The sequence below is a fragment of the Variovorax guangxiensis genome (assembly GCF_003952165.1).
Taxonomy (GTDB): Bacteria; Pseudomonadota; Gammaproteobacteria; order Burkholderiales; family Burkholderiaceae_C; genus Variovorax; species Variovorax guangxiensis.
Window position 1 is genome coordinate 32,851 of record NZ_RXFT01000025.1, and the last position, 22,695, is coordinate 55,545.

General features: G+C 65.4%; 25 protein-coding genes. 14 read left to right on the plus strand and 11 right to left on the minus strand.

What is annotated here, in order from left to right:
* Positions 1–13: 13 nt before the first annotated feature.
* Together EJP67_RS32690 and EJP67_RS32695 are read right to left on the minus strand one after the other, a co-directional pair.
* Complete coding sequence (locus EJP67_RS32690; protein WP_126025873.1) at positions 14–1,063, minus strand: DUF1176 domain-containing protein; 1,050 nt, start codon at positions 1,061–1,063, stop codon at positions 14–16.
* A complete protein-coding gene (locus EJP67_RS32695; protein ID WP_126025874.1) occupies positions 1,060–2,292 on the minus strand; it encodes a pyridoxal phosphate-dependent aminotransferase in 1,233 nt (410 codons plus the stop codon). Before EJP67_RS32695 ends, EJP67_RS32690 begins: the two co-directional genes overlap by 4 nt.
* Before the next feature lie 110 nt (positions 2,293–2,402).
* Here EJP67_RS32695 and EJP67_RS32700 point away from each other — a divergent pair, with 110 nt between their 5' ends.
* The 7 genes from EJP67_RS32700 to EJP67_RS32730 all read left to right on the plus strand — a co-directional run bounded on the left by EJP67_RS32700 (position 2,403) and on the right by EJP67_RS32730 (position 7,684).
* Positions 2,403–2,786, plus strand: a complete 384-nt coding sequence (locus EJP67_RS32700; protein WP_126025875.1) for an Mth938-like domain-containing protein — start codon at positions 2,403–2,405, stop codon at positions 2,784–2,786.
* A 147-nt stretch (positions 2,787–2,933) separates the two neighbouring features.
* A complete protein-coding gene (locus EJP67_RS32705; RefSeq protein WP_019655927.1) occupies positions 2,934–3,410 on the plus strand; it encodes a peroxiredoxin in 477 nt (158 codons plus the stop codon).
* Positions 3,411–3,621: 211 nt separating this feature from the next.
* Positions 3,622–5,403, plus strand: a complete 1,782-nt coding sequence (locus EJP67_RS32710) for a PhoH family protein (protein ID WP_126025876.1) — start codon at positions 3,622–3,624, stop codon at positions 5,401–5,403.
* 155 nt (positions 5,404–5,558) lie between these two features.
* Positions 5,559–5,930, plus strand: coding sequence for a VOC family protein (locus tag EJP67_RS32715; protein WP_126025877.1), 372 nt, complete (start codon positions 5,559–5,561; stop codon positions 5,928–5,930).
* Positions 5,931–5,936: 6 nt separating this feature from the next.
* The gene (locus tag EJP67_RS32720; RefSeq protein WP_126025878.1) at positions 5,937–6,386 is read left to right on the plus strand and encodes an EVE domain-containing protein; all 450 of its coding nucleotides are present in this window, start codon (positions 5,937–5,939) and stop codon (positions 6,384–6,386) included.
* A 13-nt stretch (positions 6,387–6,399) separates the two neighbouring features.
* Positions 6,400–6,849, plus strand: a complete 450-nt coding sequence (locus tag EJP67_RS32725) for a GyrI-like domain-containing protein (protein ID WP_126025879.1) — start codon at positions 6,400–6,402, stop codon at positions 6,847–6,849.
* 67 nt (positions 6,850–6,916) lie between these two features.
* On the plus strand, positions 6,917–7,684 hold the full coding sequence (locus EJP67_RS32730; protein WP_126025880.1) for a helix-turn-helix transcriptional regulator: 768 nt from the start codon (positions 6,917–6,919) through the stop codon (positions 7,682–7,684).
* 16 nt (positions 7,685–7,700) lie between these two features.
* Here the strand turns inward: EJP67_RS32730 and dnaB are convergent, their stop codons facing one another.
* From dnaB to ppsA, 7 genes are all read right to left on the minus strand, one after another.
* Positions 7,701–9,107: a replicative DNA helicase gene (dnaB, locus tag EJP67_RS32735; RefSeq protein WP_093203332.1), complete on the minus strand. Its 1,407-nt coding sequence runs from the start codon at positions 9,105–9,107 to the stop codon at positions 7,701–7,703.
* A 174-nt stretch (positions 9,108–9,281) separates the two neighbouring features.
* Positions 9,282–9,734: a 50S ribosomal protein L9 gene (rplI, locus tag EJP67_RS32740; protein ID WP_126025881.1), complete on the minus strand. Its 453-nt coding sequence runs from the start codon at positions 9,732–9,734 to the stop codon at positions 9,282–9,284.
* Positions 9,735–9,746: 12 nt separating this feature from the next.
* Positions 9,747–10,028 (minus strand): 30S ribosomal protein S18, encoded by a 282-nt coding sequence (rpsR, locus tag EJP67_RS32745; protein ID WP_007830781.1) that lies wholly within the window; start codon positions 10,026–10,028, stop codon positions 9,747–9,749.
* Positions 10,029–10,049: 21 nt separating this feature from the next.
* Complete coding sequence (gene priB / locus EJP67_RS32750) at positions 10,050–10,364, minus strand: primosomal replication protein N (RefSeq protein WP_126025882.1); 315 nt, start codon at positions 10,362–10,364, stop codon at positions 10,050–10,052.
* A gap of 4 nt (positions 10,365–10,368) precedes the next feature.
* Positions 10,369–10,743 carry a 30S ribosomal protein S6 gene (gene rpsF, locus EJP67_RS32755; protein ID WP_019655917.1) on the minus strand — a complete coding sequence of 125 codons (375 nt, stop codon included), beginning with the start codon at positions 10,741–10,743 and terminating at the stop codon, positions 10,369–10,371.
* A 115-nt stretch (positions 10,744–10,858) separates the two neighbouring features.
* Entirely contained in the window at positions 10,859–11,320 is a 462-nt protein-coding gene (locus EJP67_RS32760) for a hypothetical protein (protein ID WP_126025883.1), read from the minus strand.
* 138 nt (positions 11,321–11,458) lie between these two features.
* Positions 11,459–13,852 carry a phosphoenolpyruvate synthase gene (ppsA, locus tag EJP67_RS32765; protein ID WP_126025884.1) on the minus strand — a complete coding sequence of 798 codons (2,394 nt, stop codon included), beginning with the start codon at positions 13,850–13,852 and terminating at the stop codon, positions 11,459–11,461.
* 183 nt (positions 13,853–14,035) lie between these two features.
* On the opposite strand from ppsA, the gene ppsR reads away from it, so the two are divergent.
* Positions 14,036–14,857 carry a posphoenolpyruvate synthetase regulatory kinase/phosphorylase PpsR gene (gene ppsR / locus EJP67_RS32770; RefSeq protein ID WP_126025902.1) on the plus strand — a complete coding sequence of 274 codons (822 nt, stop codon included), beginning with the start codon at positions 14,036–14,038 and terminating at the stop codon, positions 14,855–14,857.
* 73 nt (positions 14,858–14,930) lie between these two features.
* Here ppsR and ahpF read toward each other — a convergent pair whose 3' ends face one another.
* Both ahpF and ahpC read right to left on the minus strand, forming a co-directional pair.
* Positions 14,931–16,487 (minus strand): alkyl hydroperoxide reductase subunit F, encoded by a 1,557-nt coding sequence (ahpF, locus tag EJP67_RS32775; RefSeq protein ID WP_126025885.1) that lies wholly within the window; start codon positions 16,485–16,487, stop codon positions 14,931–14,933.
* Between the two features lie 91 nt (positions 16,488–16,578).
* Positions 16,579–17,142 carry an alkyl hydroperoxide reductase subunit C gene (gene ahpC / locus EJP67_RS32780; protein ID WP_126025886.1) on the minus strand — a complete coding sequence of 188 codons (564 nt, stop codon included), beginning with the start codon at positions 17,140–17,142 and terminating at the stop codon, positions 16,579–16,581.
* Positions 17,143–17,403: 261 nt separating this feature from the next.
* Between ahpC and bfr the strand changes: the two genes are divergently transcribed.
* The 6 genes from bfr (at position 17,404) to EJP67_RS32810 (ending at position 22,472) form a co-directional block, all read left to right on the plus strand.
* The gene (bfr, locus tag EJP67_RS32785; RefSeq protein ID WP_126025887.1) at positions 17,404–17,880 is read left to right on the plus strand and encodes a bacterioferritin; all 477 of its coding nucleotides are present in this window, start codon (positions 17,404–17,406) and stop codon (positions 17,878–17,880) included.
* A 120-nt stretch (positions 17,881–18,000) separates the two neighbouring features.
* Entirely contained in the window at positions 18,001–18,645 is a 645-nt protein-coding gene (locus EJP67_RS32790; protein WP_126025888.1) for a PepSY-associated TM helix domain-containing protein, read from the plus strand.
* A 75-nt stretch (positions 18,646–18,720) separates the two neighbouring features.
* A complete protein-coding gene (locus tag EJP67_RS32795; RefSeq protein ID WP_301508341.1) occupies positions 18,721–19,221 on the plus strand; it encodes a DUF2271 domain-containing protein in 501 nt (166 codons plus the stop codon).
* Between the two features lie 46 nt (positions 19,222–19,267).
* Positions 19,268–20,077: a DUF4198 domain-containing protein gene (locus EJP67_RS32800; RefSeq protein WP_126025890.1), complete on the plus strand. Its 810-nt coding sequence runs from the start codon at positions 19,268–19,270 to the stop codon at positions 20,075–20,077.
* Positions 20,078–20,106: 29 nt separating this feature from the next.
* Positions 20,107–21,111: an FAD:protein FMN transferase gene (locus EJP67_RS32805; protein ID WP_126025891.1), complete on the plus strand. Its 1,005-nt coding sequence runs from the start codon at positions 20,107–20,109 to the stop codon at positions 21,109–21,111.
* Entirely contained in the window at positions 21,108–22,472 is a 1,365-nt protein-coding gene (locus EJP67_RS32810) for a sulfite reductase subunit alpha (protein ID WP_126025892.1), read from the plus strand. Before EJP67_RS32805 ends, EJP67_RS32810 begins: the two co-directional genes overlap by 4 nt.
* Positions 22,473–22,695: the final 223 nt, after the last annotated feature.

Below are 22,695 nucleotides of genomic sequence, written 5' to 3' on the forward strand. Positions count from 1 at the left end.
GCACTCATGGCGTTCAGGGTTTGGATGGGGTGGCGGACGGCTCGGAGAGTTCCACGCGGGTGACGTAGCGCGGCAGGCTCCAGGCACCGCCCGCGAAGCCGCGGCACATGCCGTCGCCCGCGGCTGCGGTGCGCACGAAGCCCTTGCCGTCGAAGCTCCAGGTCTCGCTGGACCAGCAGTCGCCGATGCCGCGGCCCTTCATGGAGGAAGTGACGCTGCCGTCCTTCTCGTCGAAATCGCCGTTGGCTTCGATGGCGACAGGCGCATAGGGCGGCTTGTCGTTGGCGATCCAGAGCAGGCTGGAGTAGTTGTAGGCGCCCATGCCGCAGCCGAAGGACAGCAGCACCTTGCGATCGGTCAGGCGCGTGACGTTCAGCGACTTGGCGTTGAAGTCTTCGTGATTGTTGCAATCGTCCTTGGCGTCGGACTGCTTCAGCGAGGGGAAGATGCGCGCGGCCAGCGCGTCGTCGCCGGGCCGGGCCTTCGGCGGCACGACAGCCTTCACGACCGGCGCCGGCACGGGCGGCAGCACCGAGGATTCGGGCTTGCTCCCGCGGCGCACCAACGCGCCCGGAGTGCCGATGCGGCCCTGGACCTCGTCCATCTTCAGCAGCACGGCATTGAGGCCGGAGAGTGAAAGAACCCACTTCTGCCCGCCGCGGTCCGTGAGCGTGGCGTCGTCGTTCCTGAGCAGTTCGGGGAGCACAGCGCGGACCTGGTCCTGGTCGAGGCTGGCGGCGCTGTCCTTGAGACCGGACAAGGTGGCCTTGCCGACCTTGAAGCGCACCGGACCCTTGGCAGGCTTCTCGCCGCCGGTCTGCAGTTCGATCTCGACGGATGTGTCCGGGCCCGCCTTGCGCGTGATGAGCATCGACACCGGCTCCGTGATGTCCGCGCTTTCAGCCTGGTAGCCGGCGGCACGGCAGGTGCGCGTGTTGTCGCAGGCCAGTTCCCAGTCGTTGTGCGAGAACGAGACGCCCTCCTTGCCGGCCGCACCAGCGGCTCCAGCGGAAAGCGCGGCGAACGACAGGGCCGCGGCGGCAGCGATGCGGACGAGGTTCATTGGCGCGACTTGCGGCGCAAACGGTACTGCTCCAGGAACTTCGCGATGCGGTTGATGGCCTCGCGCAGGTCGTCCTCATGGGGCAGGAACACGATGCGGAAGTGGTCGGGCGTCGCCCAGTTGAAGCCGGTGCCCTGCACCAGCATCACGCGGGTTTCCTTCAGCAGCTCGAGGAAGAACTGGCGGTCGTCCTCGATGGGATAGACCTCCGGATCGAGCTTGGGGAACATGTAGAGCGCAGCGCTTGGCTTGACACAGCTCACCCCCGGAATGGCGGTGATCAGCTCGTAGGCCAGGTCGCGCTGGCGGCGCAGGCGGCCGCCCTCGCACACGAGGTCGTTGATGCTCTGGTAGCCGCCGAGCGCCGTCTGGATGGCCCACTGGCCCGGCACGTTGGCGCACAGGCGCATGTTCGAGAGCATGTTCAGGCCCTCTATGTAGTCCTGCGCGCTGCGCTTGTCGCCCGACACCACCAGCCAGCCGGCACGGTAGCCGCACGATCGGTAGCTCTTGGACAGCGAATTGAAGGTGAGCGTGAGCACGTCGGTCGACAGGCTGGCGATGGCGGTGTGCTTCACGCCGTCGTACAGCACCTTGTCGTAGACCTCGTCGGCGAAGATCACGAGGCCGTGCTCGCGCGCGATGGCCACGATGCTCCTGAGCAGGTCGTCGGAGTACAGCGCGCCGGTCGGGTTGTTCGGGTTGATGACCACGATGCCCTTGGTGCGCGGCGTGATCTTGGCGCGGATGTCGTCGAGATTCGGCATCCAGCCGTTGGCCTCGTCGCACAGGTAATGCACCGGGGTGCCGCCGGAGAGGCTGGTGGAGGCGGTCCACAGCGGGTAGTCGGGGGCCGGAAGCAGCAGCTCGTCGCCGTCGTTGAGCAGCGCGTTGGTGGACATGGCGATCAGCTCGCTGGCGCCGTTGCCGAGGTAGATGTCGTCGAGGGTGACGCCGGCAACGCCCTGCTTCTGCGTCTCGTGCATCACCGCCTTGCGTGCCGCGAAGACGCCCTTGCTGTCCGAATAGCCCGCCGAGGTGGGCAGGTTGCGGATCATGTCCTGCTGGATTTCCTCGGGAGCATCGAAACCAAACACGGCCAGGTTGCCGATGTTGAGCTTGATGATCTTCTGGCCGTCTTCTTCCATCTGCTTGGCGGCGTCCATGATCGGGCCGCGGATGTCGTAGAGGACGTTGGCCAGCTTGGCCGATTTCTTGAGCTGCTTCAAAGGGCCCTCCCGGGCGCGGGTTAGAGTTTGCTTACGCGGAATCAAAGGCCCTTGCGAGCCCCGTGGCACTAGGGAAAACCTATAATTTGACCACAGTTCCCAGTGCCCAGATGAAGCTACAGCCCGACAAATCCGACGCTCAGTCTCTCACCGCACACGGTCCCGGCTGGGTGGCGATCAACAACGAAAAGGTCGAGGGCAGCGTGGTGGTCGGCTCGCGCGGCGAGCGCTTCGAATGGAATTGTTCGAGCTTCGACCAGATCGGCCCCGAACATTTCGCGCAATTGGCATCGCTGGGCGCCGAATTGATCATCTTCGGCAGCGGAAACCGGATCCGCTTCCCCCAGCCAGTCTGGCTCAAGCCGCTGATGGCCCAGCGCACCGGCGTGGAGACCATGGACACCGCGGCAGCCTGCCGGACCTACAACATCCTGGCCGGCGAAGGCCGGCACGTGATCGCCGCCCTCCTCGTGGAGAGCCCCGTGGGTGGCTGATGGGTGTTTTCGGGGTAAAATACCGGGTTGCGAACAGGCCGGCTACCCCAAAGTTAGCAACGACCAATCCTCCACTCTTTGAGCAAGCCCGGTGCGAAACGGGGCGAGAGGGCTCAGGAGCGGAATCTAACGGAGAAAACAAGTTTCATGGCGATCGTTGTCAACAAACCCATTCCTGAATTCGACGCCAACGCCACGGGCGGCATCAAGGTCTCGAATACCTCGCATCTCGGCCACGTGCTGGTCATGTATTTTTACCCGAAAGATAACACTCCGGGCTGCACCACCGAAGCGATGCAGTTCCGCGACCGTTACAAGGATTTCGAGAAAGCCGGCGCCACGGTCTTCGGCGTGTCCCGCGACAACATGAAGTCGCACGACGAATTCAAGGCCAAGCTCGAGCTGCCCTTCGAGCTCATCGCCGACACCGAGGAAAAGATGTGCCACATGTTCGGCGTGGTCAAGAACAAGATCATGTACGGCAAGAAGGTCAAGGGCATCGAGCGCAGCACCTTCCTGATCGGCGCCGACGGCATCCTGAAGGCCGAATGGCGCGGGCTCAAGGTCCCCGGCCATGTCGACGACGTGCTCAAGGCCGTCAAGGCCCTCAAGAAGGCTGCCTGAGAGCCTTCCGGCGAGCCGGCGGCGCGCTTTTCCGCTCTGGCGTGGGAAATGCCCCACGCGGTGCGTAAAGAGCTCCCGGCGCGTCATCCGCGGTGTGCATAATGGCCTCATGCCGTTGAGCTCCACGACCGCATCCTCCGAACAAAGCCGCCTTGGTCTTCAGGCGGCTTTTTCGTTTTCTGGTTCCCACTTCCTGCGAGCGATCTGACACATGCCACTGCCCCCCGCCCCCACGAAACGCGCTGCATTGCTCTCCCCGGACGCACTCGATGCGCCCGCCCGGTCCTCGCACCGGGGCTCGCGCCGTTCCGGTGATTCGCGTGCCGACGAAGCCGCGGCGCGCAGCCCGCAGCCGCTGGAACTGTTCGACAGCGTCGGCGCCGAGAGCGCCGGCGGTGCCACCGCCGTGCGCCCTGCCCGCCGGACCAGGTCGAAAGCAACGCCCGCCCCCGTGAGCGCGCCGGCGCCCCAGGCACTCATCCAGGTCGAGACCAAGGCCCCGGCCGCCGAACCTGCTGCGGCTCCTGCAGTGGCAGCGGCGCCGCAGGCCCCTGCGCGCGCCAAGCGCAGCAAATCCACCGGCCCGGCCAAGCTGTTCGTGCTCGACACCAACGTGCTGCTGCACGATCCGATGTGCCTCTTCCGCTTCGAAGAGCACGACATCTTCCTGCCGATGATCGTGCTGGAGGAACTCGACGGCCACAAGAAGGGCACGACCGAAGTCGCCCGCAACGGCCGCCAGACCAGCCGCACGCTCGACGCCCTGGCCGCCGCCCAGGACGCCGACATCGACAAGGGCCTGAAGCTCGACACCACCGGCCACCGCGAAGCCGGCGGCCGCCTGTTCTTCCAGACCGCCCCGCTCGACTATTCGCTGCCGATGAGCCTGCCCCAGGGCAAGGCCGACAACCAGATCCTCGGCGTGGTGCACGCGCTGCGCGACGAGTACGCCAAGGACCGTCCGGGCCAGCCCAAGCGGGAAGTCGTGCTGGTGTCGAAGGACATCAACATGCGCGTCAAGGCGCGCGCGCTGGGCCTGGCCGCCGACGATTACCAGAACGACAAGACGCTGGAAGACGGCGACCTGCTCTACGCCGGCTCGCTCGCCCTGCCTGCCGACTTCTGGACTCGCCAGAGCAAGACCGTCGAGAGCTGGCAAAGCGGCAGCAGCACCTTCTACCGGATCAGCGGCCCGCTGGTGCCCAACCTGTACATCAACCAGTTCGTGTACTTCGAGGCTCCGGGCGAACCGAGCATGTACGCCCGCGTCACCGAGATCCGCGACAAGACCGCGGTGCTCAAGACGCTGAAGGACTACAGCTCCGGCAAGAACGCCGTGTGGGGCGTGAACACGCGCAACCGCGAGCAGAACTTCGCGATGAACCTGCTGATGGACCCGGAGATCGACTTCGTCACGCTGACCGGCACCGCCGGCACCGGCAAGACCCTGATGGCGCTGGCCTCCGGCCTCACGCAGGTGCTGGACGACCGCCGCTACACCGAGATCATCATGACCCGCGCCACCGTGAGCGTGGGCGAGGACATCGGCTTCCTGCCCGGCACCGAAGAGGAGAAGATGGGGCCCTGGATGGGCGCGCTCGACGACAACCTCGAGTTCCTGGCCAAGGGTGACGGCGGCGGCGCCGGCGAGTGGGGCCGCGCGGCCACCAACGAGCTGATCCGCAGCCGCATCAAGGTCAAGAGCATGAACTTCATGCGCGGGCGCACCTTCCTCAACAAGTACGTGATCATCGACGAGGCACAGAACCTCACGCCCAAGCAGATGAAGACGCTGATCACCCGCGCCGGCCCCGGCACGAAGATCATCTGCATGGGCAACCTGGCGCAGATCGACACGCCGTACCTCACTGAAGGCTCCTCGGGCCTGACCTTCGCGGTCGACAAGTTCAAGGGCTGGCCGCACGGCGGGCACATCACACTGGCGCGCGGCGAACGCTCGCGCCTGGCCGATTTCGCCAGCGACGTGCTCTGACCCTCCGGGGCAGCGCCCCGGACAAGCCCGTGCATGCTCCCCGAGCAGCGCGGGCTTTTTTCATCCGTGGTGACAGGCTACTGACAAGACGCTGTCAGTAGGGCGCCAGCACCATCCGGGCTCCTTCCAACGCAACGAAAGAAAGAGAGTCCCGAATGCAGAACGCCATCACCTGGTTCGAAATCCCTGTCGCCGACATCAATCGCGCACAGGCCTTCTACGAAACCGTGCTCGCCCGCAAGCTGCGCCGCGAAGACTTCGGCGGCGAGACGCTGGCCATCTTCCCGCACGACAAGCCCGCCACCGGAGGCGCCCTGCAGGCAGGCGCCAATGCCAGCGCACGCGCCGGCACGGGCATCCGCATCTACCTCGACTGCAATCCAAGCATCGATGCCGCGCTGGCGCGGATCGAAGCCGCCGGTGGGCAGATCGTGTCGCCCAAAGCGGCGCTGCCGCCCGGCCTTGGCTTCATCGCCCACCTGCGCGACACCGAAGGCAACGAAGTCGGCCTGCACTCGCTGGAGTGATTCGCCATGACGCAGCGCAACTGGATCGCAGTGGCCAGCGCCGAGCATGCGCGGCGCGGGCGCGACCACCGGCCGCTGGGCTTCATGCAGGTCGGCCACGGCAAGCACGCGCCGCTCAAGCGGCTTTCGGCGGGCGACCGCGTCGCCTACTATTCGCCGGCCACCATGTTCGGCGGCACGGACAGGCTGCAGAGCTTCGTGTCGATCGGCATCGTGCAGCCGGGCGAACCCTACGAATTCGACATGGGCAACGGCTTCGTGCCTTGGCGGCGCGACGTGGTCTACGCCGCCGGGCACGAGGCGCCGATCGCCCCGCTGATCGAACGGCTGGCCTTCATCGAGAACCCCAGGCAGTGGGGCTACAAGTTCCGCTTCGGCATGTTCGACATCAGCGACGCCGACATGAAGCTGATCGCACAGGCCATGAAGGCCGACCTGAAAACACTATCGCTTTGAGGAGAGAAAGCACATGGAACCAGTCCGCCAACGCCAGGATGCATTCCGCGTCTCGGGCCTCACCATCCGCACCACCAACCGCGAGGAACGCGACCCTGCAACCGCCCGCCTCGGCCAGTTGTGGGGCCGATTCTTCGGCGAGGAAACCTATGCATCGACGCCACAGCGCACCGCCGACATGCGCATCTTCAGCCTCTATTCGGCCTACGAATCGGACAAGGATGGCGCGTTCGACGTCACGGCGGGCGTCGCGGTCTCGGGCGGCGAGAACAGCCTCGCCGTGGAAGCCGGTGACTACCTGGTCTTCAACGGCGAAGGGCAGATGCCGCAGATGGTGATCGCCACGTGGGAGCGCATCTGGCAGTATTTCGAGGCGCACCCGGAAATCGCACGCCGCTATCGCAGCGACTTCGAGGCCTACGAAGGGCCGGACAAGGTGGCGATCCACATCGGAGTTTCATGAGCATCACCCCCAAGAGCCGGCGCGACCCGCCCGCACGCCACCCTCGCCCGCTCGCCAGGGCCTGCTGATGCGCCGCGCCGACCGCCTCTTCCAGCTCGTGCAGCTCATCCGCGGGCGCCGGCTGACCACGGCCGCGTTCCTGGCGCAGCGCCTCGAGGTGTCGGAGCGCACGGTGTACCGCGACATCGCAGACTTGCAGCACCAGGGTGTGCCCATCGAGGGCGAGGCTGGCGTGGGCTACCGGCTGGGCGCGGGCTTCGAGTTGCCGCCGCTGATGTTCACGCAGGACGAGGCCGCGGCGCTGGTGGCCGCGGCGCGGCTCGCGCAGAGCTGGGTCGATCCGGCGCTGGCGCGCGACATCGAGACCGGACTGGGCAAGATCCTGTCGGTGCTGCCGCCCGCGGCGCGCGTCTCGGCCGAGGCGCTGGCGCTCTACGCGCCCGGACTGGGCCTGGACGACACCCTCCGCGCGCGGCTGCAGACGCTGCGCGAGGCGACCCAGTCGCACAACAAGCTGCGGCTGCACTACCGCGACGTCTCGGGCGACGCCAGCGAGCGCACGGTGCGTCCGCTGGGCTGCTTCTATTGGGGCAAGGTCTGGACGCTGTCGACCTGGTGCGAGCTGCGCGACGATTTCCGGGGCTTCCGGCTGGATCGCATGGACGCGATCGACGTGCTGCCCGACCGCTTTCGAGACGAGCCGGGCAAGACGCTGGCCGACCTTCTGCGGCAAGTCAATGCCGAGACGGCGCATGGCAAGGTGGTGCCGCAGAAGCCGGACGGCCAGCCGTCGTGGTCCAGCAGCAAAAGCGGCAGCGGTAGCGCGACCAGCTGACTTCGGCGCCGCCGGGTCAGTACTCGTCGTTGTTGCTGTAGCCGACCAGGTTCTCGAACTTGGTCAGCGGCTTCAGGAAGGCCAGCTTGACGGTGCCGGTGGGGCCGTTACGGTGCTTGCTGATGATCACCTCGGCAACGCCCGGCTCCTTCGACTCCTTGTTGTAGTAGTCGTCGCGGTAGATGAACATGATGATGTCCGCGTCCTGCTCGATGGCGCCGGATTCGCGCAGGTCGCTCATCATGGGACGCTTGTCGGTACGGCTTTCCACGCCGCGGCTGAGCTGCGACAGTGCGATCACCGGGCACTTCAGCTCCTTGGCGAGCATCTTCAGGCCGCGCGAGATTTCGCCCACGGCCGTGGCCCGGTTCTCGTCGCCTGAACTGCTGGTGGACATCAGCTGCAGGTAGTCGACCACGATCAGGCCGAGCCGCCCGTACTGGCGCGCAAGGCGGCGCGCATTGGCCCGCAGCTCACTTGTGGAAAGGCCCGGGGTCTCGTCGATGTGCAGCGACACGGTGCGCAGCTTCTCGATGGCCTCGGTCAGACGCGGCCACTCCTCGTCGGTGAGCTTGCCGGTGCGAAGGTGGCCCTGGTCGATGCGGCCGATGGAGCCCACGATACGCACCGCCAGCTGGGCGGCGCCCATTTCCATGGAGAACACGGCCACCGGCAGGCCTTCGTCGAGCGCCACGTGCTCGGCGATGTTGATCGCGAGCGAGGTCTTGCCCATCGAGGGACGCGCGGCCAGCACGATCATGTCGCCCGGCTGCAGGCCGGAAGTCATCTTGTCGAAGTCGTTGAAGCCGGTGCGAACGCCCGTGATGTCGTTCGGGTTCTCGGCCATCTCGGTCACGCGGTCGAGCAGGTCGACCACCAGGGCATCCATGCTCTGGAAGCCCTGCTTCATCCGCGTGCCTTCTTCGCCGATGTTGAAGATCTTCTGTTCGGCCTCGTCGAGGATCTTGTCGACCGCCTTGCCCTGCGGATTGAAGGCGTTGGTCGCGATCTCGTCGCTGGCGGAAACCAGCTTGCGCAGGATGGAGCGCTCGCGAACGATCTCGGCGTAGCGGCGGATGTTGCTCGCGCTGGGCACGTACTGCGCGAGCGAGTTCAGGTACACCAGCCCGCCGATCTCGTCGGCCTTGCCGAGGTTCTGCAACTGCTCGTAGACCGTGATCACGTCCGCCGGCTTGCTGGCGTTGATCAGCCCGCCGATGGCCGCGTAGATCAGCTTGTGTTCGTGGCGGTAGAAGTCGCCGTCGACCAGCAGGTCGCCCATGCGGTCCCAGGCGCCGTTGTCGAGCAGCAGGCCGCCGAGCACGCTCGATTCGGCCTCGATGGAGTGAGGCGGAATGCGCAGTTGGGCGACTTGGCGGTCGGCCGACGGATCATTGTCGGCATAGGAGAAAACGGCGGACATGGGGCCTTGAAAGTTAACAAAGCATGCTACGCGCGCTGCGGCCGCGACGCCATGCATAACGCTGTGTACGTGCTGTGCAAAACCCTGTGGACAGTCACTGAACAAGCCTTGAAGAACAAAAACAAAAGCCGCCCGAAGGCGGCTTTTGCGCAGCGCACGAGGCGCTGTGGACGATCAGGCGGTTTCGCCGTAGACCGTCACGGTGATGTCGACCACCACGTCGGTGTGCAGAGCCACGCTCACGGTGCTGTCGCCGACGATCTTGATCGGACCGTTGGGCAGGCGCACTTGCGACTTTGCAACCTTGTAGCCCTGCTTGCCCAGCTCTTCGGCGATGTCGCCGTTGGTGACCGAGCCGAACAGACGGCCGTCCACGCCAGCCTTTTGCGTCAGCTTGATGGTCGTGCCACCGAGCTTTTCGCCTTGAGCTTGCGATTCGGCCAGCTTGGCGGCCGCAGCCTTTTCGAGTTCGGCGCGCTTGGCTTCGAATTCGGCCTTGTTGGCAGCGGTGGCGCGGCGGGCGCGGCCCGACGGAATCAGGAAGTTGCGTGCGTAGCCGTCCTTGACCTTGACGATGTCGCCCAGGGCACCGACGTTGACAACCTTGTCCAGAAGAATGATTTGCATGGTGTCGACTCCTTAGACGCGGTGCTGGTCGCTGTACGGCACCATGGCCAGGAAGCGTGCGCGCTTGATGGCGGTATTCAGCTGGCGCTGGTAGATCGCGCGCGTGCCGGTCAGGCGCGCGGGGATGATCTTGCCGTTTTCGCTGATGAAGTCACGCAGCGTGTCGATGTCCTTGTAGTCGATTTCCTCGACGCCAGCGACGGTGAAGCGGCAGAAGCGCTTGCGCTTGAACAGCAGCGACTGGGTGTTGCGCTTCGGGCGCTTGTCTTTGTTGAATTTCTTGAACGTGGCCATTTCGGGACCTCTTGTCGAAAATTAATCTTGCTGAAAATCCTGGATGTGCAGGACCGGATGCTTGCCGTTGCCCGGTGTCGCGAGGAAGCCCTGAAAACGCCAGAGACTTCCCATCGACTGTCTTGCGAGCCGTTCGGCGATGGCGCCGAAGGCAACGGCCTTGAGGGCCGTCTTCACCTGCCTGGGCTTTCCTGCCTCCTGGAGCGTCGACTCGTGCTCGAGCTTCAGGTCTAGGGCGGGCAAGCCGGCTGGCGTGAATCGCAGGTTTCCGAGTTCGGCAACGGAGGCGGTCAGCAGCAGCTGGTTGACCCCGGTTGCCGCAGCGGCGGCAGTCACGCCATCAGTTGTTGTTGGCGGCGTACTCGGCCTGCTGGGCCTTGCGGGCCTCTTCGCGCTCGACCGTCTTCATCATCGACGAAGGACCGGTTTCGGCCTTCTTCTTCTGGACGGTCAGGTGACGCAGCACGGCGTCGTTGAACTTGAACGCGTGTTCGAGTTCGCCCATCACGGTCTGCTCAGCTTCGATGTTGACGCACAGGTAGTGGGCCTTGTTGAGCTTGTTGATCTGGTAGGCCAGCTGACGGCGGCCCCAGTCTTCGACGCGGTGGACCTTGCCGCCGCCGGCCGTGATCAGACCCTTGTAGCGCTCCAGCATGGCCGGAACTTGTTCGCTCTGATCCGGGTGGATCAGCAAAATGATTTCGTAGTGACGCATGGCACTCCTTGTGGATTCTTCCGAGGAAGAGGAAAAGCCACCTGCAGCGTCGGGCGCAGTGTGGCAAGGCAAAGCCGGCGATTATAGCCCTGTCGGAAGCGATCCGGCAAGACTCTCAGTCGTTGAGCGCCTTGTCGAGCGCCGCGGCCTTCTCGGGCCCGACGGCGGCGCGGATCTTCGGGGCCAGCGCCAGCAGGTCTTCGTAGCTGGTCGTGCCCTCGACCTGCAGGTTGAGCCGGAAGCCCTTCAGGCCGAGGCTGCCGGTCAGCTGGGTCGCGATCGGGTAGGCGTCCTTGTAGCGCTGCTGCCTGCTGCGCCCGGAGGAGCCCTGGGCGGGCGCCGCTGCAGCGGCCGCCGCCTCTGCGGGAGCCGTCGCGCTGCCCGCCACAGGCTCCAGCACGCCCAGGCCGACCATCTGGTCGATGTCTTCGCGCACGATGCCCATGCCCGCGGCCAGCACGTCATCGACCGATCTTTTGCCGTCGAACAGGATGAACGCCGAGCGCTGCCGTGGCGACAGCGGGATGGAGCGGTCTTTCAGGGCCTGGTGGCCTGCTTCTGTCTTGACGAGGATCATGGTGTTCTTCCCTTCCGGGATACGCCCGTGAGTCCCGCCAGTCTGGCATCAAATACGCAATTTGTTTCAATCACCGGCCCGGGTCGCGGGAATCCCCCCATGGGGATTTCCGCAATCCAGAGCTCCGGCTTCGCCGGCTCAGCGCTTGGCGAGCTGCTGCCAGGTGTCGATCACGCTGTCGGGATTCAGCGAGATCGATTCGATGCCCTGCTCCGCCAGCCACAACGCGAAGTCGGGGTGGTCGCTGGGGCCCTGGCCGCAGATGCCGACGTACTTGCCCTGCGACTTGCAGGCCTTGATGGCGCGGCTCAGCATGGCCTTGACGGCCGGGTCGCGCTCGTCGAAGTCGGCGGCCAGTAGTTCCAGGCCCGAGTCGCGGTCCAGGCCCAGGGTGAGTTGGGTCAGGTCGTTCGAGCCGATCGAGAAGCCGTCGAAGTACGCCAGGAACTCGTCGGCCAGCACGGCGTTGCTCGGCACCTCGCACATCATGATCAGCTTGAGCTCGTTGTCGCCGCGCTTCAAGCCATGCTCGGCCAGCAGGCCGGTCACGCGCTCGGCCTGGCCAAGGGTGCGCACGAAGGGCACCATGATCTGCACGTTGGTCAGGCCCATGTCGTTGCGCACGCGCTTGAGCGCCTCGCATTCCATGGCGAAGGCCTCGCCGAAGTCGGCGCTCAGGTAGCGCGCGGCGCCGCGGAAGCCCAGCATCGGGTTCTCTTCCTCGGGCTCGTAGCGGCTGCCGCCGATCAGCTTGCGGTACTCGTTCGACTTGAAGTCCGACAGGCGCACGATCACCTTCTTCGGCCAGAAGGCCGCGGCGATGGTCGCGATGCCCTCTGCAACCTTGTCGACGTAGAAGGCGCGCGGCGAGGCGTGGCCACGGGCCACCGACTCGACAGCCTTCTTCAGGTCGTTGTCGACGTTCGGGTAGTCGAGGATCGCCTTCGGGTGCACGCCGATGTTGTTGTTGATGATGAACTCCAGGCGCGCGAGGCCCACGCCGTGGTTCGGCAGCTGCGCGAAGTCGAAGGCGAGCTGGGGGTTGCCCACGTTCATCATGAGCTGGATGTCGATCTCGGGCATCACGCCGCGCTGCACCTCGGTCACCTCGGTTTCGAGCAGGCCGTCGTAGATGAAGCCGGTGTCGCCCTCGGCGCAGCTCACCGTGACCAGCGTGCCGTCCTTCAGCAGGTCGGTGGCGTCGCCGCAGCCGACGACGGCCGGAATACCCAGCTCGCGCGCGATGATGGCCGCGTGGCAGGTGCGCCCGCCGCGGTTGGTGACGATGGCCGAAGCGCGCTTCATCACCGGTTCCCAGTTGGGGTCGGTCATGTCGGTGACGAGCACGTCGCCAGCCTGGACCTGGTCCATCTCGCTGATGCTGTGCACCAGCCGAACCGGGCCGGTACCGATCTTCTGGCCGATGGCACGGCCTTCGGCCAGCACCGCGCCCTTGCCCAGCAGCTTGTAGCGCTGCTCGGCCTTGCCCTGCTGCTGGCTCTTCACCGTCTCGGGACGCGCCTGCAGGATGTAGAGCTGGCCGTCGGTGCCGTCCTTGCCCCACTCGATGTCCATCGGCCGGCCGTAGTGTTCCTCGATCACCAGCGCGTACTTGGCGAGCTGCTCGACCTCGGTGTCGGTCAGCGAGTAGCGGTTGCGCTGCTCGGCCTTCACGTCGGTAGTCTTGACCAGCTTGCCGGTGGCCTTCTTCTCCTCGGGCGTGGCGAACTCCATCTGGATCAGCTTGGAGCCGAGGTTGCGGCGGATCACGGCCTTCTTGCCGGCCTTCAGGGTCGGCTTGTGCACGTAGAACTCGTCGGGATTCACGGCGCCCTGCACCACCGTCTCGCCCAGGCCGTAGCTGGAGGTGATGAAGGCCACGTCCTCGAAGCCCGATTCGGTATCGATGGTGAACATCACGCCGGCGGCGCCGAGGTCGGAGCGCACCATGCGCTGCACGCCGGCCGACAGCGCGACCACGTCGTGCTCGAAGCCCTTGTGCACGCGGTAGCTGATGGCGCGGTCGTTGTAGAGGGAGGCGAACACCTCCTTCATCTTGTGCAGCACGTCGTCGATGCCGACCACGTTCAGGAAGGTTTCCTGCTGGCCCGCGAAGGAGGCGTCGGGCAGGTCTTCGGCGGTGGCGGACGAGCGCACGGCGAACGAGGCGGCCGGGTTGCCCGCGCTCAGCGTGGCGAAGGCTTCGGTGATGGCCTTCTGCAGGTCGGCCGGGAACGGCTGGGCCTCGACCATGCCGCGGATCTCGGCGCCGGCGGCGGCCAGCGCGCGCACGTCGTCGACGTTCAGGGCGGCCAGGCGCTTGCTGATCTTGTCGGCCAGGCCGTCATGGGCCAGGAACTGGCGGAAAGCGTGCGCCGTGGTCGCGAAACCGGTGGGCACCCGCACGCCCTGGGGCAACTGCGAGATCATTTCGCCGAGGCTGGCGTTCTTGCCGCCAACCGCCTCGACGTCGGTCATTCTCAGGTTTTCAAACGGTACGACCAGGGCGGTCGCGTCGAAAAGTGCAGACATGGGAAAGCTCCAGAAGTTGAAACCTGTGCCGCATGCAGACGGCGCGGCACGATCGTTCTCGTTGCTTTGGGTGCGGGCGCGGTGTGCATGGAGAGAATTGGGCTGGGAAGGCGGATTCCCGATAATGGCCCTCATTGTAGGCGGGGCAAGGTGGTCCGCGCCGCAGGACAAGGCCGCATGACTATTCCTTCACGCACCGTTTTCTTCATTTCCGACGGCACCGGCATCACCGCCGAGACCTTCGGCAACGCCGTTCTGGCCCAGTTCGAGATGAAGCCGCGCCACGTGCGGCTGCCTTTCACCGACACGGTCGACAAGGCCCACCAGGCGGTGCGGCAGATAAACCACACCGCAGAAATAGAAGGCGTAAGGCCCATCGTTTTCACCACGCTGGCCAACATGGATGTGCTGGAAGTGATCGAAACCGGCTGCAAGGGCATGCTGCTGGACATGTTCGGCACCTTCGTGCGTCCTCTAGAAATCGAGCTGGCCGTGAAGTCGAACCACCGCATCGGCCGCTTCAGCGACGTCAGCAAGAGCAAGGAATACAACGACCGCATCGCCGCCATCGACTTCAGCCTGCAGCACGACGACGGCCAGAGCAACCGCGACCTGGAAGGCGCCGACGTGATCCTGGTGGGCGTGAGCCGCAGCGGCAAGACGCCGACCTCGCTCTACCTGGCGATGCAGCACGGCCTGAAGGCGGCCAACTACCCGCTGATTCCGGAGGATTTCGACCGCCGCCAGCTCCCGCCGGCCCTGATTCCGCATCGCAAGAAGATCTTCGGCCTGACCATCCAGCCCGAGCGGCTCAGCGAGATCCGCAACGAGCGCCGCCCGAATTCGCGCTACGCCAGCATCGAGAACTGCCGCCACGAGGTCGCCGAGGCCGAGGCGATGATGCGGCGCGCGGGCATCCGCTGGCTCTCGACCACCACCAAGTCGATCGAGGAAATCGCCACCACGATCCTGCAGGAGCTGCGGCCGGAGCGGCTCGTCTACTGATATCGCTATCTTTTAGATAGCAAAAAGCGCCCGCCGGGGCGCTTTTTGCGCTTTGCATCGCCGGAATGGCGGCTTAAGCAGGGGCCGAGGTGCGGATCAGGTGGTCGAACGCACCCAGCGCAGCCTTCGCGCCATCGCCGGCCGCGATGATGATCTGCTTGAACGGCACCGTGGTCGCGTCGCCCGCCGCGAACACGCCCGGCACAGAGGTCTGGCCGCGCGCGTCGACGATGATCTCGCCGTGCTTCGACAGCTCGACCGTGCCCTTGAGCCAGTCGGTGTTGGGCACGAGGCCAATCTGGATGAACACGCCTTCGAGCTCGACCTTCTTCGACTCGCCCGTCGCACGGTCCTTGTAGATCAGGCCGTTGACCTTCTGGTCGCCGGTGATCTCGGTGGTCTGCGCGTTGGTGAACACGTCGACGTTCTTCAGGCTCTTGAGCTTGCGCTGCAGCACGGCGTCGGCGCGCAGCTGCGTGTCGAACTCGATCAGCGTGACGTGGCCGACGATGCCGGCGAGGTCGATGGCTGCCTCGACACCCGAGTTGCCGCCGCCGATCACCGCCACGCGCTTGCCCTTGAAGAGAGGACCGTCGCAGTGCGGGCAGTAGGCCACGCCCTTGTTCTTGAACTCGTGCTCGCCGGGCACGTTGATGTTGCGCCAGCGCGCGCCGGTCGAAATGATGACCGACTTGCTCTTGAGCGAGGCGCCGCTCTCGAGCTGCACTTCGATCAGGCCGTCGCCCGGCACGAGCGCCTTGGCGCGCTGCAGGTTCATGATGTCGACGTCATAGTCGCGCACATGCTCCTCGAGCGCGTGAGCGAACTTCGGTCCCTCGGTTTCCTTGATCGAGATGAAGTTCTCGATGCCCATGGTGTCGAGCACCTGGCCGCCGAAGCGCTCGGATGCCACGCCGGTGCGGATGCCCTTGCGCGCCGCGTACACGGCCGCTGCCGCGCCGGCGGGGCCACCGCCGACGATCAACACGTCGAACGGGTCTTTGCCGGCGATCTTCTTCGCTTCGCGTTCGACGCCGCTGTTGTCGATCTTGGCGAGGATTTCCTCCAGGCTCATGCGGCCCTGGCCGAACTCGGTGCCGTTGAGGAATACGGTCGGCACGGCCATGATCTGGCGTTCCTTGACTTCGTCCTGGAAGGTGCCGCCTTCGATCATCGTGGTGCGGATGCGCGGGTTCTGCACGGCCATGAGGTTCAGGGCCTGGACCACGTCGGGGCAGTTGTGGCAGGTGAGCGAGACGTAGATCTCGAACTCGAAGTCGCCGTCGAGCGCCTTGATCTGGTCGAGCACGGCCTGCTCGACCTTCGGGGGGTAGCCGCCGATCTGCAGCAGGGCGAGGATCAGCGAGGTGAATTCATGGCCCATCGGCAGGCCGGCAAAGCGCGGGCCGTGGTTTTCGCTCGGGCGGTTGACCGAGAACGAGGGCTTGCGGTGGTTGTCGTCGCGGCTTTCGGTCAGCCTGACCAGCGGGGATGATTCGGCAACGTCCTTCAGCAGCGACAGCATCTCGCCCGAGGCCTTGCTGTCGTCGAGCGAGGCGACGATCTCGATCGGCTGCGTGGCGCGCTCGAGGTAACTCTTCAATTGGGCTTTGGTGTTTGCGTCGAGCATGAGGGACTCTCTTTCGATAACGTAAAACTATCAAATGGGGCTGAAAAAGCCCGGGGGCCTATGAGCGCCCGGGCTTTCGCGCGGGTGACGCTCAGATCTTGCCGACGAGGTCCAGCGACGGGGCGATCGTCTTGTCGCCTTCATTCCACTTGGCCGGGCAGACTTCGTTCGGATGGGCGGCGGTGTAGACCGCTGCCTTCAGCTTGCGCAGCGTTTCCTTCACGTCGCGGGCGATTTCGTTGGAGTGCACTTCGGCGGTCTTGATGATGCCTTCGGGGTTGATCACGAAGGTGCCGCGCAGCGCCAGGCCTTCTTCGGGGATGTGCACGCCGAAGGCGTTGGTCAGCACATGGGTCGGGTCGCCGACCAGCGGGAACTTGGCCTTGCCGACGGCCGGCGAGGTGTCGTGCCAGACCTTGTGCGAGAAGTGCGTGTCGGTGGTCACGATATAGACCTCGGCGCCCAGTTTCTGGAACTCGGCGTAGTTGTCGGCCGCGTCCTCGACTTCGGTCGGGCAGTTGAAGGTGAAAGCCGCCGGCATGAAGATCAGCACGGACCACTTGCCCTTGAGCGACTCGTCGGAAACTTCGATGAATTTGCCATTGAGGTAGGCCTGGGTCTTGAAGGGCTGAACTTGGGTATTGATCAGGGACATGTTGATTCCTTGGATGCTGCGGATGAACAAAGATAAGGGCGAGCCATGAGTATAACTACCAATCCTCCAATATTCATAGTTATCACCTATTAAAAGTATTGGGACTCGCTATGTTTTCGATGACTGCGAAATACGCCTGACACACCATCAATACGAACGTGTATCACCATCACACGCATGCAGACCGGCGCAGCATGGGATTGCTTGCAAGCGCTCCTTTCCGCCTCTGACAATCACCGCTTTCAGAACAAGGAAAAAGCCATGAAGGGCGACGCAAAAGTCATCGAACACCTGCAGGCTCAGCTCAAGAACGAGCTGACCGCGATCAACCAGTACTTCCTGCACTACCGCATGCTCAAGCACTGGGGCCTGGACAAGCTCGCGAAGAAGGAATACGAGGAATCTATCGGCGAGATGAAGCACGCCGACAAGCTCATGGACCGCATCTTCATGCTCGACGGCCTGCCGAACCTGCAGGACCTGGGCAAGCTGAACATCGGCGAAGACGTGCCCGAACTGCTGCGCTGCGACCTCGGTGCCGAGACCGGCGCGCAGGCCACCATCAAGGACGGCATCGCGCATTGCGAATCGGTGCGCGACTATGTCTCGCGAGACCTGCTCCAGGAGATTCTGGACGACACCGAGGAGCACATCGACTTTCTCGAAACCCAGATCGACCTGATCGACAAGGTCGGCCTGCAGAACTACCTGCAGTCGCAGATGGGCGAGCTCGAATAAGGCCGGCTTCGCTGCCGCCAGCAAAACGGGACTTCGGTCCCGTTTTTTATTGCTTTACGTAACTTAACCCGCCACGAATAACAGTCATTCTCATTCGCACGGATAGAATCCGCGCCTTCGATGACTGCGATCCGCCCCGACAACCGCCGCCGTGCCTATTGGCTCAAGACCCTGCACGAATGGCATTGGGTGAGCTCGGCCATCTGCCTCATCGGCATGATCCTGTTCAGCGTGACGGGATTCACCCTCAACCACGCCAGCCAGATCGAGGCCAAGCCGGTCGTCACCCGGCTGAACGGCTCGATCGACGAGGCGCTGCGCGCCCAGCTCGAAAAGCAGCTGCCCGCCGCCAAGGCCCTCAAGGGCAAGGCTCCCCTGCCCCCTGAACTCCAGGCCTGGGTGCAGAAGCACTGGGACATCTCCACCGCCAGCCGCGAGGCAGAGTGGTCCGACGACGAAATCTACCTGTCGCTGCCCCGCCCCGGCGGCGACGCATGGCTGCGCCTGAGCCTGTCCGACGGCGAGATCGAGTACGAGCGCACCGATCGCGGCTGGCTCTCCTACTTCAACGATCTCCACAAGGGCCGCAACACTGGCGCCGCCTGGAGCTGGTTCATCGACATCTTCGCGGGCGCGGCCCTGGTGTTCTCGATCACCGGCCTCTTCATTCTCAAGATGCATGCGGGCAACCGGCCGTTCACCTGGCCGATGGTCGGCATGGGGCTGGTGGTGCCCGTGCTGCTTGCGCTGCTGTTCATTCACTGATTTCGTTCATCAATTCATCCAGATCCAGGAAAGAGGTTTCCCGTGCACGTTCGCTACTCACTCGCGCCGCTGGCCATGTCGGCGCTGTTCGCGGCTCCGGCCTTCGCGTCGGGGCTGGCCGTCAACATCGAGATCCCACGGCTGAACGTCTCCGAGTACCACCGTCCCTACGTGGCAACCTGGATCGAGCGCGCCGACAACACCGTGGCCGGCACGCTGGCCGTGTGGTACGACGTGCGCACCAAAACCAACAACCCGGAGGGCGAAGGCACCAAGTGGCTGAAGGACATGCGCCAGTGGTGGCGCCGCGGCGGCCGCGAGCTCTCCGTGCCGGTCGACGGCGTGACGGGCGCGACCAAGCCCGCCGGCAAGCACCAGCTGAGCTTCACCGAAGGCACGGCTCCCATGCCCAAGCTCGCTCCTGGCGCATACAAGCTCGTGGTGGAGGCCGCGCGCGAAGTCGGTGGCCGCGAGGTCGTGAGCATCCCCTTCCAGTGGCCCCCGACGGCAGCGGCACAGCCGACCGCCACGGGCAAGGAAGAACTCGGCGAGATCAGGCTCGAACTCAAGCCCTGATCTCCTTCCTTCAACGACCAGCCCGCCACATCACAAAGGAACCGCCATGACCCGCTTCAATCTGCGCTTCGCTTCCGTCGCCATCGCCCTGTCGGCCGCCGCATCGCTCGCCCAGGCGCACAACGCCTGGCTGCTGCCCTCGTCCACGGTGTTCTCCAAGGCCGATACCGTGACGGTCGACGCCGCCGTGTCCAACGACCTGTTCGTCGCCAACCACGCGCCGCTGCGCCTCGACGGTCTGCAGATCACAGCGCCCGACGGCAGCACCGTCAAGCCGGAGACCGAAGCCAAGCTCAAGTTGCGCAACGTGTTCGACGTGAGCGTCGCGCAGGCTGGCACCTACCGCATCGCCGTGATCAACGCCGGAGCTTTCGCGAGCTGGAAGGACAAGGCCACGGGCCAGACCAAGCGAGCGCGCGGCACGGCCGAGACCATCGGCAAGGAAATTCCGGCCGATGCGCAGGACGTGAGCGTCACCCAGTCGTCGGGCCGCATCGAGACCTTCGTGACCGTCGGCAAGCCTTCCGCGCTCAAGCCGGTCGGCCAGGGCCTGGAGCTGATCGCCGCCGGCAGTCCGACCGATCTGGTCAAGGGCGAGAAAGCCACCTTCACGCTGAACCTCGATGGGCAGCCCGCCAAGGGGCTTGAGGTGACGGTGACCGCGGGCAACACGCAGTACCGCGACAAGCTCGAGGAAATCAAGCTCAAGACCGACGACAAGGGCCAGTTCAGCGTGACCTGGCCGACCGCCGGCATGTACTGGCTCGACGCCAGCACCAAGGACAACAAGACCACGGTGCCGCAGGCCAGGGAGCGCCGCCTGAGCTACGCGGCCACCCTCGAAGTGATGCCCTGAGGCCGCAACAACGAAGCGGACCTTCTCCCTTGGGCCTTTCGTTCAGCACCTGGCGCGCTGGCGGCTACGCCAACGCGGCCGTTCCACGCCCCGCCGATCCCGCGACGCTCCAGCAACTGGGCGGCGAGACCATGGGCACCACCTGGTCGCTGCGCTTCGACAATCCGCGAATGCTGCCGCTGGCGCGGGTAAGGGAGGCCGTGGAATCAGCGCTCGGCCGCGTGATCGCGCAGATGAGCCACTGGGAGCCGGACTCGGACATCAGCCGGTTCAACCGCGCGCAGGCCGGGTCGCGCCATGTGCTGCCGCCGGAGTTCGCCGCGGTCATGCGATGTGCCTTCCGGTGGGCAGCGGCAAGCGGCGGCGCGATCGACCCGAGCGTGGGTCCGCTGGTCGCGTGCTGGGGCTTCGGGCCGGAAGCGGAACAGGCGGGTCTGCCCGGCGAGGCCGCGCTGGCCGAAGCGCGCGGGCGCGTCGGCTGGTCCCGGCTGGCGTTCGACGAGGGGGAAGGCTCGCTCCTGCAGCCCGGGGGCGCAACGCTCGATCTCTCGGGCATCGCGAAAGGGTTCGCGGTGGACCACGGCATCGAAGCCCTGGGCACACTGGATATCGCCGACGCGCTTCTCGAGGTCGGCGGAGAACTGCGGGGCATCGGGAAACGCCCTGGAGGGCAGCCCTGGCAAGTGCTCGTCGACGGCGATCCTTCCGGCGCGCGCCGCGTGGCGCTCGCGGACACAGCCATCGCCACCTCGGGCGACCGATGGCACCGGCGCTCGCACGAGGGGCGCCACTGGTCGCACACCATCGATCCGCGAACCGGAGAGCCGGCCGCGCACCCGCTGGCCAGCGTCACCGTGCTTCACGCGGAGTGCATGCAGGCCGATGCGCTCGCCACCGTGCTGACGGTGCTCGGGCCGGAAGAAGGATTCGACTTCGCGCAGCGGCACGAGATCGCCGCGCTGTTCGTGAGCCACGGCGATCCGGCGCCAGAGGCGAAGACCACGCGCGCCTGGCCCGCAGCGGCCGCTGCATGAACGACTTCGCCTGGCGCGCACTGGCCGCGGTTTCCACCGTCGCGGCGTATGCAGCGCTCTGTGCGTCGATCTACCTGCGCGAGCGCAGCCGCAAGGCCGAAGCTGCGCGCGACTCGGCGGCGTTATCGGCAGGCAGCGGCGAAGCTCCTGTTCTCGTGCTGTTCGCCAGCCAGACCGGCCAGGCCGAAGCCATCGCGTGGCAGACCGCTCGGCAGCTGAGTGCGGCGAATACGCCGGCGCGCGCGATGGAGCTGAACGCGCTCGATGCATCGACGCTGGCAGCTGCCCCCCGCGCGCTCTTCATCGCGAGCACCTATGGCGAAGGCGATTCGCCGGACGGCGCCAGCGTGTTCGTCGAACGGGTGATGAATTCATCGCCGGCACTGTCTTCGCTGAGCTACGCCGTGCTGGCGCTCGGCGACCGCCAGTACGCCAACTTCTGCGGCTTCGGTCGTGCGCTCGACGAGTGGCTGCAGGCCGCGGGCGCCAGGCGCGAATTCGATCGCATCGAGGTCGACAACAGCGACCCGGCCGCGCTGGCCGCATGGCATGCGCATTGGGGAGACCCGCCCGCATCCGCAGGCGATGCCGAAGGCGCGGGTTTCGCTCCATGGCGGCTCGTCTCGCGCGAGCATCTCAACCCGGGCAGCGCGGGCTGGCCGGTCTTCCATCTCGGGCTGGTGCCTCAGGCCGGCGGACCGCTGCCGTACTGGGCCTCGGGCGATCTTGCGCAGGTGGTCGTCGCGGGCGATCCGAAACGCCCGCGCGACTACTCCATCGCCTCGGTGCATGCCGATGGCGAATTGCAGTTGCTCGTGCGGCAGGAGCGGCATCCGGACGGCACGCTCGGCGCGGCCTCGGGACTGCTCACGTCCACCCTGGGCATCGGCGACACGGTGGCGCTACGCGTGCGGGAGCACCGGAGCTTCCGCCTCGACGGCAACGAAGCACGGCCGCTGATTCTCATCGGCAACGGCACAGGCATCGCCGGGTTGCGCGCGCACCTTCGCGCGCGTGCAGCCATGGGCAGGCACGACAACTGGCTGGTGTTCGGGGAGCGCCAGGTGGCGCACGACTTCCTCTATCGCGATGAGATCGAGGCATGGCAGGCCAACGGAACGCTGAAGCGCCTGGACATGGTGTTCTCGCGCGACCAGGCCGATCGCTTCTACGTGCAGCACCGGCTGCTGCAGTCGGCGGACACCCTGCTGCAGTGGCTGCGCGATGGCGCCGCCATCTACGTCTGCGGCAGCCTTCAAGGAATGGCCTCGGGCGTGGATGCGGCGTTGCGCCAGATCGCGGGTGAGGCGCAGCTCATCGAACTCGCGGCCAGCGGCCGCTATCGGCGAGACGTCTACTGAAGAAGGCCAACTGTTTCGCTCGCGTTGTTGGGCCGCAACGAAATTGACACAACTTTCGGCTTAGTTTCGCTCGGGTGTCAATTTTAGTATTGAGAACCAATATCATTCGCAGCGATTTACGAACATTCGCAAATCGACTCACCCAGCCAGTCCTCCCTCGTATTTCTCCAAGGAATCCAGGTCGTGCGGACACCGCCAGTCGAGTCCTGACGCCCGCCCTTTT

Bases quoted from the DNA above. Each gene is read 5' to 3' on its own strand.
- EJP67_RS32690 (WP_126025873.1), bottom strand. From the start codon at position 1,063: ATGAACCTCGTCCGCATCGCTGCCGCCGCGGCCCTGTCGTTCGCCGCG.
- EJP67_RS32700 (WP_126025875.1), top strand. From the start codon at position 2,403: ATGAAGCTACAGCCCGACAAATCCGACGCTCAGTCTCTCACCGCACAC.
- EJP67_RS32705 (WP_019655927.1), top strand. From the start codon at position 2,934: ATGGCGATCGTTGTCAACAAACCCATTCCTGAATTCGACGCCAACGCC.
- EJP67_RS32710 (WP_126025876.1), top strand. From the start codon at position 3,622: ATGCCACTGCCCCCCGCCCCCACGAAACGCGCTGCATTGCTCTCCCCG.
- EJP67_RS32715 (WP_126025877.1), top strand. From the start codon at position 5,559: ATGCAGAACGCCATCACCTGGTTCGAAATCCCTGTCGCCGACATCAAT.
- EJP67_RS32720 (WP_126025878.1), top strand. From the start codon at position 5,937: ATGACGCAGCGCAACTGGATCGCAGTGGCCAGCGCCGAGCATGCGCGG.
- EJP67_RS32725 (WP_126025879.1), top strand. From the start codon at position 6,400: ATGGAACCAGTCCGCCAACGCCAGGATGCATTCCGCGTCTCGGGCCTC.
- EJP67_RS32730 (WP_126025880.1), top strand. From the start codon at position 6,917: ATGCGCCGCGCCGACCGCCTCTTCCAGCTCGTGCAGCTCATCCGCGGG.
- dnaB (WP_093203332.1), bottom strand. From the start codon at position 9,107: ATGTCCGCCGTTTTCTCCTATGCCGACAATGATCCGTCGGCCGACCGC.
- rplI (WP_126025881.1), bottom strand. From the start codon at position 9,734: ATGCAAATCATTCTTCTGGACAAGGTTGTCAACGTCGGTGCCCTGGGC.
- rpsR (WP_007830781.1), bottom strand. From the start codon at position 10,028: ATGGCCACGTTCAAGAAATTCAACAAAGACAAGCGCCCGAAGCGCAAC.
- rpsF (WP_019655917.1), bottom strand. From the start codon at position 10,743: ATGCGTCACTACGAAATCATTTTGCTGATCCACCCGGATCAGAGCGAA.
- EJP67_RS32760 (WP_126025883.1), bottom strand. From the start codon at position 11,320: ATGATCCTCGTCAAGACAGAAGCAGGCCACCAGGCCCTGAAAGACCGC.
- ppsA (WP_126025884.1), bottom strand. From the start codon at position 13,852: ATGTCTGCACTTTTCGACGCGACCGCCCTGGTCGTACCGTTTGAAAAC.
- ahpF (WP_126025885.1), bottom strand. From the start codon at position 16,487: ATGCTCGACGCAAACACCAAAGCCCAATTGAAGAGTTACCTCGAGCGC.
- ahpC (WP_126025886.1), bottom strand. From the start codon at position 17,142: ATGTCCCTGATCAATACCCAAGTTCAGCCCTTCAAGACCCAGGCCTAC.
- bfr (WP_126025887.1), top strand. From the start codon at position 17,404: ATGAAGGGCGACGCAAAAGTCATCGAACACCTGCAGGCTCAGCTCAAG.
- EJP67_RS32790 (WP_126025888.1), top strand. From the start codon at position 18,001: ATGACTGCGATCCGCCCCGACAACCGCCGCCGTGCCTATTGGCTCAAG.
- EJP67_RS32795 (WP_301508341.1), top strand. From the start codon at position 18,721: ATGTCGGCGCTGTTCGCGGCTCCGGCCTTCGCGTCGGGGCTGGCCGTC.
- EJP67_RS32800 (WP_126025890.1), top strand. From the start codon at position 19,268: ATGACCCGCTTCAATCTGCGCTTCGCTTCCGTCGCCATCGCCCTGTCG.
- EJP67_RS32810 (WP_126025892.1), top strand. From the start codon at position 21,108: ATGAACGACTTCGCCTGGCGCGCACTGGCCGCGGTTTCCACCGTCGCG.